This window comes from Burkholderia torrens (assembly GCF_984668525.1).
This window is the reverse complement of record NZ_OZ480211.1, coordinates 1,390,034-1,401,733: the sequence shown is the minus strand read 5'-3', so window position 1 is coordinate 1,401,733 and position 11,700 is coordinate 1,390,034. Positions and strand designations below refer to the sequence as shown.

Below are 11,700 nucleotides of genomic sequence, written 5' to 3'. Positions count from 1 at the left end.
CACTGCTTACTCGGCGGCGACCGGCTTGCCCGACGCGTCCGTCACCTTGGTCTTCCACTGCTTGCGGATTTCCGTCTCGACAGCCGGCGGCAGCGAGATGTAGTCGAGGCTGTCAGCAGCCTTCTCGCCGTTCTTGAACGCCCAGCTGAAGAACTTCAGCGTTTCGGCGCCCTGCTCCGGCTTTTCCTGCTTGGCGTGCAGCAGCACGAACGTCGCGCCGACGACCGGCCATGCTTCCTTGCCCGGCTGGTTCGTCAGGATCTGGTAGAACGACTTCGACCAGTTCGCGCCTGCAGCAGCGGCCTTGAACGTTTCCGTCTTCGGCTCGACCACCGTGCCCGTCGAGTTCTTCAGGGCCGTGTAGACCATGTTGTTCTTCTTCGCGTACGCCCATTCGACGTAGCCGATCGCGCCCGGCAGGCGCTGCACGAAGGCTGCGACGCCGTCGTTGCCCTTGCCGCCCGTACCCGTCGGCCAGTTGACCGTCGTGCCTTCGCCGATCTTCGACTTCCACTCGTCGTTGACCTTCGACAGGTAGTTCGTCCAGATGAAGCTGGTGCCCGAACCGTCAGCGCGGCGAACCACGGCGATGTCCGTATCCGGCAGCTTGACCTTCGGGTTCAGCGCGGCGATCGCCGGGTCGTTCCACTTCTTGATCTTGCCGAGGTAGATATCGCCGAGCACCGGGCCCGACAGCGTCAGTTCACCGGCCTTCACGCCCGGTACGTTGACGACCGGCACCACGCCGCCGACCACCGTCGGGAACTGGAACAGGCCTTCCTTCGCGAGCTCTTCATCCTTCAGCGGAGCGTCCGAACCGGCAAAATCGACCGTCTTCGCGACGATCTGCTTCAGGCCGCCCGACGAGCCGATACCTTGGTAGTTGACCTTCGAACCGCCGGACTGCTGGTAGTCGGCAGCCCATTTCGTATAGATCGGCATCGCAAACGTGCTGCCTGCGCCCGTGATGTCGGCAGCGTGGGCGGCGACGGCGAAAAGCGCGCCAGCCAGGCCGGCAATCGCGGTTTGCATCAATTTCATGAGACCTCCAGTGTGTGAGCGGATGACTACGGCACCGCGAAGGTTAGGGGCTCCTCATGACGGTAATGTGACAATCGATGAAACTGGCGTGACAGTAACATGACTGGTTGAAAGGGAGTATCGGGTGGCGCGTCGGGGGCGCGCGAGCGGCGCGGGCGGCAAGAATTGCCTGGCTCGGAGGGCGGGATGGACGCCCGCTTTCGAGGGCATGCGGCGCATCGTAGCGCAGCGTCGGCGGGACGGGAAGCCCGGCCCGGCAGCAGGCACGATTCGGGGGTCGGATGCCTGATTCGATCGTAAGAATGCGTTTGCCGAAGGTCGCTGTTATTAGGTAGGGCAAACCTTTGCGTCTGACAAAAACTGCGGCGCCCGAGGGCGCCGCACGCACATTCGTCGGGAGCCGGCGCGCGGCCGGCCGGGCCGCCGCGCACGCGCCTATCCGGGTCAGGTTGTCGCCGCGCGCACCGCGTCGGCGATCGTCTCCGCATGGCGCACCGCATCTGCCGCCTGCTGCGCCTCGACCATCACGCGCAGCACCGGCTCGGTGCCCGATGCTCGGATCAGTACGCGGCCACTGCCGGCGAGCGCGGCTTCCGCCGCGTCGATCGCCGCGCGAATCGATGCGCTGCCCTTCCAGTCGGCGCCCGGCTTCATCCGCACGTTGATCAGCTTCTGCGGGAACAGCGTGACGCCGTCGAGCATCTGCGCGAGCGTGCGGCCGCTGCGCTTCAGCGCGGCCAGCACGAGCAGCGCCGACACGATGCCGTCGCCGGTCGAATGCCGGTCGAGCGACAGGATGTGACCTGAACCTTCCGCGCCGAGCTGCCAGCCGTTTTCGCGCAACTGCTCGAGCACGTAGCGGTCGCCGACCGCCGCCCGGACGAACTTCACGCCCTCGCGCTGCAACGCGACTTCGACCGCGAGGTTCGTCATCAGCGTGCCCACCGCGCCGTCGACCTTGCCGTCGGTCGCGATCCGGTCCTTCACGAGCACGTAGAGGAGTTCGTCGCCGTTGTACAGGCGCCCGGTCGAATCGACGACCTGCAGGCGGTCCGCATCGCCGTCGAGCGCAATGCCGAGATCGGCGTGGTTTGCCCGCACGGCGCGCACCAGCGCGTCCGGCGCGGTCGCACCGACGCCGTCGTTGATGTTGAAGCCGTTCGGCGCGACGCCGATCGGGATCACGTCCGCGCCGAGTTCGTGGAATACGTGCGGTGCGATCTGGTACGCGGCACCGTGCGCGCAATCGATCACGAGCTTCAGCCCGCGCAGGTCGAACGCCGCCGGGAACGTGCTCTTGCAGAACTCGATGTAGCGCCCTGCCGCGTCATCGAGGCGGCGCGCCTTGCCGAGGCCGTCGGACGATGCGCATTCGAGCGGCTTGTCGAGCCACGCTTCGATCGCGGCTTCGGTGTCGTCGGGCAGCTTGTTGCCGTCAGCCGAGAAAAACTTGATCCCGTTGTCGTGATACGGGTTGTGCGACGCACTGATCACAACGCCGGCCGACAGGCGCAGCGCGCGCGTCAGGTACGCGACGCCCGGCGTCGGCATCGGGCCGGCCAGCATCACGTCGACGCCCGCCGCCGAGAAGCCGGCCTCGAGCGCGGCCTCGAGCATGTAGCCCGACACGCGCGTGTCCTTGCCGATCAGCACGGTCGGACGCGAGCCCGCCGCGACGCCGGCCGAACCAGCCAGCACCTTGCCGGCCGCGTAGCCGAGACGCAATACGAAATCCGGTGTGATGGGTGCCTCGCCCACCGTGCCGCGAATGCCGTCCGTGCCGAAATATCGACGTCCCATGGGGTCCTTCCTCCTTCGTCTTCTGACTTATCGTTGCCGCGCGGCTTCGCGCACGGCATTCCATATTTTCAGCGCATCGACCGTCGCCGCGACGTCGTGCACACGCACGATCGCGGCACCGCGCGCGACCGCACACAACGCGGCCGCCACGCTCGCCGCGACGCGCTCCATCGGCGGCTTGCCGCCGATCACCGCGCCGAGCATCGACTTGCGCGACATGCCCGCGAGTATCGGATAGGCACGCCCGTCGGGCCGCGCCGGCGCCGTGTCCGGCAACGCGGCCAGCAGCGCATAGTTGTCGTCGACGACCGCCTTGCCGAACCCGAAGCCGGGATCGACGCAAATCCGCTCCGGTGCAATGCCCGCGTCGCGCAGCGCCTGTGCACGCGCGGCGAGAAAGTCGCGCACGTCGGTCACGACGTCGCCGTAATCGGGTTCGCCGAGCTGCATCGTCTGCGGCTCGCCGAGCATGTGCATCGCGCATAGCCCGCTGTTGCCCTCGCGCACCGCGTCGATCGCACCCGGCTGGCGAAACCCCCAGATGTCGTTGATCAGGTCCGCGCCGGCGGCCAGCGCCGCGCGCATCACGGCTGGCTTGTAGGTGTCGATCGACAGCGGCACGTTCAGCGGCCGCAGGGCCTCGACGAGCGGGATCACACGCGCGAGCTCCTCGTCGAGCGGCACGGGCGGCGCGCCGGGGCGCGTCGACTCACCGCCGATGTCGAGGAGGTCCACGCCCTCGGCAATCATCCGCTCGGCCTGGCGCAGCGCATCGTCGCGCGCGAGGAAGCGGCCGCCGTCGGAGAACGAATCGGGCGTGGCGTTGAGGATGCCCATCACGAGCGGGCGTTCGAACGTCAGCTCGAAACGGCCGCACTGGAGTGGCGCGGGAATGAACGGGGAAACTGCGGAATCGGACACGAGCGACTGGCGTGGATGAATGCAAAACGGGCCGGTGTGAAGCCACACCAGCCCGTGAACGGTGCTACAGCGGAGGTTATGCCGCCGGCGAAGCCGGTGCCGGCGCGGTAGCGGGCTTGACCTCCGCGCTGCTGCCGCCGCCCGACGAATCGCCGCCGACAGCCGGCGAGCTCTTCGGCGAGCGCGGCGGACGGCCTTCCATGATGTCGTTGATCTGATCGGCGTCGATCGTCTCCCACTCCATCAGTGCGGCGGTCATCGCTTCGACCTTGTCGCGGTTCTCTTCGAGCAGACGGCGCGCAAGGCTGTACTGCTCGTCAAGCACGCGGCGGATTTCCGAGTCGACCTTCTGCTGCGTCGCTTCCGAGATCGTGCGCGTGAAGCCACGGCCGAACGGCGATGCATCGTTCTCGTCGTCGACGTAGACCATCGGTCCGAGTGCATCGGTCATGCCGAAACGCGCGACCATCGCACGTGCCGTCTGCGTTGCCTTGTTGAAGTCGTCCGATGCGCCGGTGCTGACGAGGTTCATGAACAACTCTTCCGCGACGCGGCCACCGAACAGGATCGCGAGGCGGTCCATCAGGTAGTCCTTCGAGTACGTCTCGTTGTCATGCTCCGGCAGCTGCCACGTGACACCCAACGCACGGCCGCGCGGAATGATCGTGACCTTGTGCACGGGGTCGGCCTTCGGCAGCAGCTTCGCGATCACCGCGTGGCCCGATTCGTGATACGCGGTCGCGCGCTTCGCTTCCTCGCGGATCACGGCCGACTTGCGCTCCGGACCCATGAAGATCTTGTCCTTCGCGTCCTCGAAATCCTGCATCTCGACGATGCGCTTGCCGCGACGGGCCGCGAACAGCGCAGCTTCGTTCACGAGGTTCGCGAGATCGGCGCCCGAGAAGCCCGGCGTGCCGCGTGCGATGACTGCCGCATCGACGTCGTTCGCGATCGGCACCTTGCGCAGGTGCACGCGCATGATCTGCTCGCGACCGCGGATGTCCGGCAGGCCGACATAGACCTGGCGGTCGAAACGGCCCGGACGCAGCAGCGCCTTGTCGAGCACGTCGGAACGGTTGGTTGCAGCGATCACGATCACGCCCGAGTTCGCCTCGAAGCCGTCCATCTCGACGAGCATCTGGTTCAGCGTCTGTTCGCGCTCGTCGTTGCCGCCGCCCATGCCGGCGCCGCGATGGCGACCGACCGCGTCGATTTCGTCGATGAACACGATGCACGGTGCGTGCTTCTTCGCCTGCTCGAACATGTCGCGCACACGGGCCGCACCGACACCGACGAACATTTCGACGAAGTCCGAACCCGAGATGCTGAAGAACGGCACCTTCGCTTCACCCGCGATCGCGCGGGCCAGCAGCGTCTTGCCGGTACCCGGAGGGCCGACGAGCAGCACGCCGCGCGGAATGCGACCGCCCAGCTTCTGGAATTTCTGCGGATCGCGCAGGAAGTCGACGAGCTCGGACACTTCTTCCTTCGCTTCGTCGCAGCCCGCGACGTCGGAGAAGTTCACCGCGTTGTTGTTCTCGTCGATCAGCCGCGCGCGCGACTTGCCGAACGAGAACGCGCCGCCTTTGCCGCCCCCCTGCATCTGCCTCATCATGTAGAACCAGAACACGATGATCAGGATCGTCGGCCCGAGGTAGTACAGCGCGGACATCAGCGCGTTCGGCTCGTCGTCGGCCTTGCCGCTGACCTGCACGCCATACTTCATCAGGTCGCCGACCATCCAGATGTCGCCGGGCGACACGATCTGGTATTTCTGGCCATCAGCCGGAGTGACGGTGAGGTTCCGCCCCTGAACGATGACGTTCTTGACCTTGCCGTTCTTGGCGTCGTCCATGAACTGCGAATAGGACACGCCTTCCTGGACGCGGGGCTTGTCGAACTGCTTGAACACCGTAAACAGCACCAGTGCGATCACCAGCCACACCGCTGCCTTCGAAAACATATTGTTGTTCAAAGCACCACTCCTTCACTCGTAGACGAGCGCCTACATTTTCCTTGCGGCGCCCCTCGGTCATTCTAATCCAGTCCGACCACCCCCGCCATAAGCATTGACAACCGCCGCGATAGCGCTTCGCTTGTCTGGCAAGGGCCGGAGCCCGTTTGCGGCATCCCGCTCCGCGTCACCGCGGATGCTTCAGATGCCGACCCAAAATGAACGTTTCGGACGATTTGTCGCGGGACGCCTTCGGCTTGCGCGGCGCGACGGTCTTAAACTGCTGTTTGAATTTCTCGACGATCTGGCTGTAGCCGCTGCCGTGAAAGCACTTCACGAGCAGCGCACCGTCAGGCTTCAGATGATTCTGCGCGAATTCGAGCGCCAGATCGCACAGATGCTCGATGCGCGCCGCGTCCGCCGAGGCCACGCCGGAGAGGTTGGGGGCCATGTCGGAAATAACAAGGTCCACCGAGCGCCCTTCGAGCACTTCTTCGAGCTGGTGAAGGACGCTGTCCTCGCGGAAGTCGCCCTGGAGGAAGTGGACGTCGGCGATCGGCTCCATCGGCAGGATGTCGAGCGCCACGATCGTGCCGTCGATGCCGCCTTCGCGCTCCGCGTCACGCTTCTTGCCCTGCGCGAGCTTGTTGCGGGCATACTGGCTCCAGCTGCCCGGCGTCGCGCCGAGGTCGACGATCACCTGGCCCGGACGAATCAGCTTGTCCTGTTCGTCGATTTCCTTCAGCTTGTACGCGGCACGCGCGCGATAGCCCTCCCGCTGCGCCATTTTGACGTACGGGTCGTTGATGTGGTCGTGCAGCCAGTGCTGGTTGAAGCGGTTTTTTGCCATTCGAGAGAGAGATTGCTGCCAATTGCTTCGTGAAGCCGCGCTTTTAGCGGATAATACGCGTCTTCTTCGCGCGGCTGCGGCCCCTTTTCAGGCCCAAGCCGCGATTTTACGTGGTTTCGGCGCACGGCTGACGCGGTAACTTCCGCGATCGCCATTCAGTCAGCGCGCCCTTATTTAGATTTCGACATTTCCATGCCCGCCCTTTCGCTTTCTCCCGCCGAGCGCTCCGCGCTGCGCTCCCAGGCCCATGCGCTCAAGCCCGTCGTGCTGATCGGCGCCGAAGGGCTGACCGACGCCGTGCTGAAAGAAATCAAGGTGCACCTCGACGCGCACCAGCTGATCAAGATCCGCGTGTTCGGCGACGAGCGTGACGAGCGCATCGCGATCTACGACGAGATCTGCGACCGCCTGAGCGCGGCGCCGATCCAGCACATCGGCAAGCTGCTGGTGATCTGGAAGCCCGAAGCCGCCGTGGCGGCCCCGACCCGCGGCCGTCGTGCCGGCACGCTGCCGAGCGCGGCCGAAGCCGTCGACGACAAGAAAGGCCGTGCGCCGCGCACCGTCAAGGTCGTCAAGGTGTCGCCGAACGCGAGCCCCGTGCGCCGCCCGAAGCCGGTCAAGGTCACGGTGCGCGGCAACGAGCGCGTGACGGCCGGCGGCAACGTGAAGCGTGCGAAAAAGCGCCAGGCCAGCACCAAGCGGCCGTTCCAGGACAAGTAAGCACGCATGCGGCACGGAGCATCCCGTGCCGCCCTGCCCGCGCGGCGCTCAGGCGTCGCGTGCCGGCAGACGCCAGATCAGCATCAGCCCCAGCACGCTCTCGACGAGGTAGAACACGCTCGAGACGCCGTGCAGCATCCCGAAGCGGCTTGCATACGGCGAGTTCGCGATATCGGTGCCCGCATCCATCGCGGCTACCCGCAGCGCGTTCATGAACGGCTGCAGCGCGAAATACCCGACCAGCACGCACACGACCATCGCGGCCACGACCCAGCGCACGCGGCGATATTCGCTGCTGCCGCGCCGCACCTGCTGGTTCGACAACGCGAGCAGCAGCACGCCGCACACGACACCGAGGATCGCCTCGATACGGAACAGCTGGGCGGCGACCGAACCGGCCGTCATCCGCTCCAGCGTCTTGAACAACACGGGCGCGACCGCATACCCGATCGTCAGCAGGCTGCCGACCCACACGGCCGACAGCAGACGGAACACGCGATGCGGCATCACGTCGCCCCGCTTCAGATGTAGCTGACCGAGATGATTTCGTACTCGCGCACGCCGCTCGGCGCCTGCACGGCCGCGACGTCGCCTTCGGACTTGCCGATCAGTGCGCGCGCGATCGGCGAGCTGACCGAGATCAGGCCGTGATCGATATCGGCTTCGTCGTCGCCGACGATCTGGTACTTGACGGTATCGCCCGACTCGAGATCCTCGAGTTCGACCGTCGATGCGAAGACCACGCGGCCCTCGGCATCGAGCACGGTCGGATCGATGACCTGCGCGGCCGACAGCTTCGATTCGATTTCCGCGATACGACCCTCGATGAAGCCCTGCTTTTCCTTCGCGGCATCGTATTCGGCGTTTTCGGACAGGTCGCCCTGTGCGCGGGCCTCCGCGATCGCGTTGATCACGGCCGGCCGCTCGACGGACTTGAGGCGCTGCAATTCATCGCGCAGTTGCTCTGCGCCACGCTTTGTCAACGGAATGGTGCTCATAAACGGCTCAATCGCTAAAAACGGCTATAAAAAAAATCACCGCGATTAAGCGCGCTTCCGATGCACTGGAAACACCGCCTAATCGCGGCACGTGTTGCTTCGACAGGTAACTGACTGCTTAGTTTAGGCGAGCGTGAAGACCTTGTAAATCATAGACTTCCAGATCCTTCAGGTAGCGCAAGCCTTCGACGGCCGCGCGCGCGCCCGACATCGTCGTGTAGTACGTGACCTTGTGCGCCTGCGCGCTCATGCGGATCGAACGCGAATCGGCGATCGCCTGGCGCGTCTCGTCGACCGTCGTGAACACGAGGGCGATCTCGCCGTTCTTGATCATGTCGACGATGTGCGGACGGCCGTCCTTCACCTTGTTCACAACCTTCACCGGCACGCCGGCCGCTTCGATCGCGGCAGCCGTGCCCTTGGTCGCGACGATCGGGTAGCCGAGGTCGTGCAGCATGCGCGCGACTTCGACGGCCTTCGGCTTATCTGCGTCCATCACGGTCAGCAGCACCGTGCCCGACTCCGGCAGGCGCGAGCCGGCCGCGAGCTGCGACTTGAACAGCGCTTCGCCGAACGTCTGGCCGACACCCATCACTTCGCCGGTCGAACGCATTTCAGGCCCGAGGACCGGATCGACGGTCGGGAACTTGACGAACGGGAACACGGCTTCCTTCACGCTGAAGTACGGCGGCTCGACTTCCTTCGTCACGCCCTGCTGCGCGAGCTTCTGGCCGACCATCGCGCGCGCCGCGATCTTCGCGAGCGGCAGGCTGGTCGCCTTCGACACGTACGGCACCGTGCGCGACGCACGCGGGTTCACTTCCAGCACGTAGATGATGTCCTGCTTCGAACCGTCCGCCTGCGGCACCTGCTGGATCGCGAACTGCACGTTCATCAGGCCGACCACGTTCAGCGCCTTCGCCATCGCGCCCGTCTGGCGCTTCAGCTCGGCCACGGTTTCCTTCGACAGCGAGTACGGCGGCAGCGAGCATGCCGAGTCGCCCGAGTGGACGCCGGCCTGTTCGATGTGCTCCATCACGCCGCCGATGAACACGGCTTCGCCGTCGCAGATGCAGTCGACGTCGCATTCGATCGCGTCGTTCAGGAAGCGGTCGAGCAGCACCGGCGAATCGTTCGACACCTTCACGGCCTCGCGCATGTAGCGCTCGAGGTCGCGCGGCTCGTGGACGATTTCCATCGCGCGGCCGCCCAGCACGTACGACGGGCGCACGACGAGCGGGTAGCCGATTTCGTCGGCGAGCGCGAGCGCTTCGTCTTCGGCGCGTGCGGTGCGGTTCGGCGGCTGGCGCAGGCCGAGGTCCTGCAGCAGCTTCTGGAAGCGTTCGCGGTCTTCGGCCGCGTCGATCATGTCCGGCGACGTGCCGACGATCGGCACACCGTGCGCCTCGAGGTCGAGCGCGAGCTTCAGCGGCGTCTGGCCGCCGTACTGGACGATCACGCCGACCGGCTTTTCCTTGTCGACGATCTCGAGCACGTCTTCGAGCGTCAGCGGCTCGAAGTACAGGCGGTCGGACGTGTCATAGTCGGTCGACACCGTTTCCGGGTTGCAGTTGACCATGATCGTTTCGTAGCCGTCCTCGCGCATCGCGAGCGCCGCGTGCACGCAGCAGTAGTCGAACTCGATGCCCTGGCCGATCCGGTTCGGGCCGCCGCCCAGCACCATGATCTTCTTGTTGGTGGTCGGCTGCGCCTCGCACTCTTCCTCGTAGGTCGAGTACATGTAGGCCGTTTTCGTCGCGAACTCGGCCGCGCAGGTGTCGACACGCTTGTAGACCGGGCGCACGTTCAGTTCCACGCGGCGGCGGCGGACGTCTTCCGCCGTCGCGCCGAGCAGCTTCGCGAGGCGGCGGTCGGAGAAACCGCTCTGCTTCAGGTAGCGCAGCTCGTCGAACGTCAGCGACGCGAGCGTGCGGCCCGCAAGCGCCTTTTCCTTCAGGATGATCTGCTCGATCTGCTCGAGGAACCACGGGTCGATCGCGGTTTCCGCGAAGATTTCCTCGGCCGTCATGCCGATGCGGAATGCATCGCCGACGTACCAGATGCGATCCGGGCCCGGCTCGTGGATCTCGATCGCGATCTCGTCGCGGTTGGTCGACTTCTCGTCGAGACCGTCGACACCGACTTCGAGGCCGCGCAGCGCCTTCTGGAACGATTCCTGGAACGTGCGGCCGATCGCCATCACTTCGCCGACCGACTTCATCTGCGTCGTCAGGCGCGAATCGGCTTCACGGAACTTCTCGAACGCGAAACGCGGGATCTTCGTGACGACGTAGTCGATCGTCGGCTCGAACGATGCCGGCGTCTGGCCGCCCGTGATTTCGTTCTTCAGCTCGTCGAGCGTATAGCCGACCGCCAGCTTCGCGGCGACCTTCGCGATCGGGAAGCCCGTCGCCTTCGACGCGAGCGCCGACGAACGCGACACGCGCGGGTTCATCTCGATGACGACCATGCGGCCGTCCTTCGGGTTGATCGAGAACTGCACGTTCGAGCCGCCCGTGTCGACGCCGATCTCGCGCAGCACCGCGAGCGATGCGTTACGCAGGATCTGGTATTCCTTGTCGGTGAGCGTCTGCGCCGGCGCGACCGTGATCGAGTCGCCGGTGTGCACGCCCATCGGGTCGAGGTTTTCGATCGAGCAGACGATGATGCAGTTGTCGGCGCGGTCGCGCACGACTTCCATCTCGTATTCCTTCCAGCCGAGCAGCGATTCTTCGATCAGCAGTTCGCGCGTGGGCGACAGGTCGAGACCGCGCTTGCAGATCTCTTCGAACTCTTCGCGGTTGTACGCGATACCGCCGCCCGAGCCGCCGAGCGTGAACGACGGACGGATCACGACCGGGTAGCCGCTGCCGCCGGTGAGCGCCATGATCTCGGCGTGCACCTGGGTCGCCTCTTCCATTGAGTGCGCGACGCCCGACTTCGCGGAACCGAGACCGATCTTGGTCATCGCGTCCTTGAACTTCTGGCGGTCTTCCGCCTTGTCGATCGCCTCCGGCGACGCGCCGATCAGTTCGACGCCGAACTTCTCGAGCACGCCGTGGTGGTGCAGGTCGAGCGCGCAGTTCAGCGCGGTCTGGCCGCCCATCGTCGGCAGGATCGCGTCCGGGCGCTCCTTCTCGATGATGCGCGCGACGACTTCCCACGTGATCGGCTCGATGTAGGTCACGTCGGCCGTGTTCGGGTCGGTCATGATCGTCGCCGGGTTGCTGTTGACGAGAATGACCTTGTAGCCCTCCTCACGCAACGCCTTGCAAGCCTGCGCGCCCGAATAGTCGAACTCGCACGCCTGGCCGATGATGATCGGGCCGGCGCCGATGATGAGGATGCTCTTGATGTCTGTGCGTTTTGGCATGGCTTGTGAATTCAATAAGTAATCGTTGTCGTGGGTCGGCCGG

Annotated in this window: 9 protein-coding genes; 1 reads left to right on the top strand and 8 read right to left on the bottom strand. The window is 65.4% G+C overall.

What is annotated here, in order from left to right:
• Positions 1-6: 6 nt before the first annotated feature.
• The 5 genes from pstS to AC5LXX_RS06490 form a co-directional block, all read right to left on the bottom strand.
• Entirely contained in the window at positions 7-1,041 is a 1,035-nt protein-coding gene (gene pstS, locus AC5LXX_RS06510) for a phosphate ABC transporter substrate-binding protein PstS (protein WP_493410866.1), read from the bottom strand.
• Positions 1,042-1,485: 444 nt separating this feature from the next.
• On the bottom strand, positions 1,486-2,841 hold the full coding sequence (gene glmM / locus AC5LXX_RS06505) for a phosphoglucosamine mutase (protein WP_493410865.1): 1,356 nt from the start codon (positions 2,839-2,841) through the stop codon (positions 1,486-1,488).
• 27 nt (positions 2,842-2,868) lie between these two features.
• Positions 2,869-3,762 (bottom strand): dihydropteroate synthase, encoded by an 894-nt coding sequence (folP, locus tag AC5LXX_RS06500; RefSeq protein ID WP_493410864.1) that lies wholly within the window; start codon positions 3,760-3,762, stop codon positions 2,869-2,871.
• A 76-nt stretch (positions 3,763-3,838) separates the two neighbouring features.
• Complete coding sequence (ftsH, locus tag AC5LXX_RS06495; protein WP_493410863.1) at positions 3,839-5,737, bottom strand: ATP-dependent zinc metalloprotease FtsH; 1,899 nt, start codon at positions 5,735-5,737, stop codon at positions 3,839-3,841.
• Positions 5,738-5,903: 166 nt separating this feature from the next.
• Complete coding sequence (locus AC5LXX_RS06490; RefSeq protein WP_124453935.1) at positions 5,904-6,566, bottom strand: RlmE family RNA methyltransferase; 663 nt, start codon at positions 6,564-6,566, stop codon at positions 5,904-5,906.
• Positions 6,567-6,758: 192 nt separating this feature from the next.
• On the opposite strand from AC5LXX_RS06490, the gene AC5LXX_RS06485 reads away from it, so the two are divergent.
• On the top strand, positions 6,759-7,286 hold the full coding sequence (locus tag AC5LXX_RS06485; protein ID WP_493410862.1) for a YhbY family RNA-binding protein: 528 nt from the start codon (positions 6,759-6,761) through the stop codon (positions 7,284-7,286).
• Between the two features lie 48 nt (positions 7,287-7,334).
• Here AC5LXX_RS06485 and AC5LXX_RS06480 read toward each other — a convergent pair whose 3' ends face one another.
• The 3 genes from AC5LXX_RS06480 to carB all read right to left on the bottom strand — a co-directional run bounded on the left by AC5LXX_RS06480 (position 7,335) and on the right by carB (position 11,657).
• The gene (locus AC5LXX_RS06480; RefSeq protein ID WP_021163361.1) at positions 7,335-7,793 is read right to left on the bottom strand and encodes a DUF4149 domain-containing protein; all 459 of its coding nucleotides are present in this window, start codon (positions 7,791-7,793) and stop codon (positions 7,335-7,337) included.
• Between the two features lie 14 nt (positions 7,794-7,807).
• The gene (gene greA, locus AC5LXX_RS06475; RefSeq protein WP_021163362.1) at positions 7,808-8,284 is read right to left on the bottom strand and encodes a transcription elongation factor GreA; all 477 of its coding nucleotides are present in this window, start codon (positions 8,282-8,284) and stop codon (positions 7,808-7,810) included.
• Between the two features lie 118 nt (positions 8,285-8,402).
• Positions 8,403-11,657, bottom strand: a complete 3,255-nt coding sequence (gene carB, locus AC5LXX_RS06470; RefSeq protein ID WP_493410861.1) for a carbamoyl-phosphate synthase large subunit — start codon at positions 11,655-11,657, stop codon at positions 8,403-8,405.
• Positions 11,658-11,700: the final 43 nt, after the last annotated feature.